This window comes from Paenibacillus sinensis, assembly GCF_019904155.1.
Classification (GTDB): domain Bacteria; phylum Bacillota; class Bacilli; order Paenibacillales; family Paenibacillaceae; genus Paenibacillus_AQ; species Paenibacillus_AQ sinensis.
The window spans coordinates 1-487 of record NZ_JAHCMB010000090.1; the positions used below are offsets into that span (position 1 = coordinate 1).

The following is a 487-nucleotide window of genomic DNA, read 5'->3' on the forward strand; positions in this document are numbered from 1 at the left end:
ATCTTCCTTTGCTGGAAATGAACTTTCCCTGGCTGAGCTTCAAATATTTATTCGGATGAATGGAGACATTCACTCCTCCCGCAATCGCCAGCTCACATCCATCCCGCTGGAGGCTTTGACAAGCCAGATGAATTGCCGTTAACGAGGAGGAGCACATCGTTTCCACAGCCATGCTGGGTCCATGGAAATTGAAGAAATAGGACACCCGGTTGGCGATTGAGGCCAAGCTTCCTCCCGACGTTACCGGTCTTCCCCGCTGCTGTTCCTGGGCTCCGTACAGTTGATACTCTTCATACATCACCCCTACATATACTCCGACGTTTCCTTCCAGACCGAGCCCACGGTACGAACCCAGGGTTTCACGAGTATAGCCCGCATCCTCCATGGCTGCATACGCGCATTCCAGAAACAATCGTTCCTGGGGGTCCATTCGTTCCGCTTCGCGGGGGGAAATATTGAAGAATAGCGGATCGAATTGATCGACCCC

The 487-nt window shown here is 52.6% G+C and carries 1 protein-coding gene; it reads right to left on the bottom strand.

The window, feature by feature from the left end:
• On the bottom strand, positions 1–487 hold a 487-nt coding region (locus KIH86_RS10585; protein ID WP_223110447.1), incomplete at both ends, for a beta-ketoacyl synthase N-terminal-like domain-containing protein.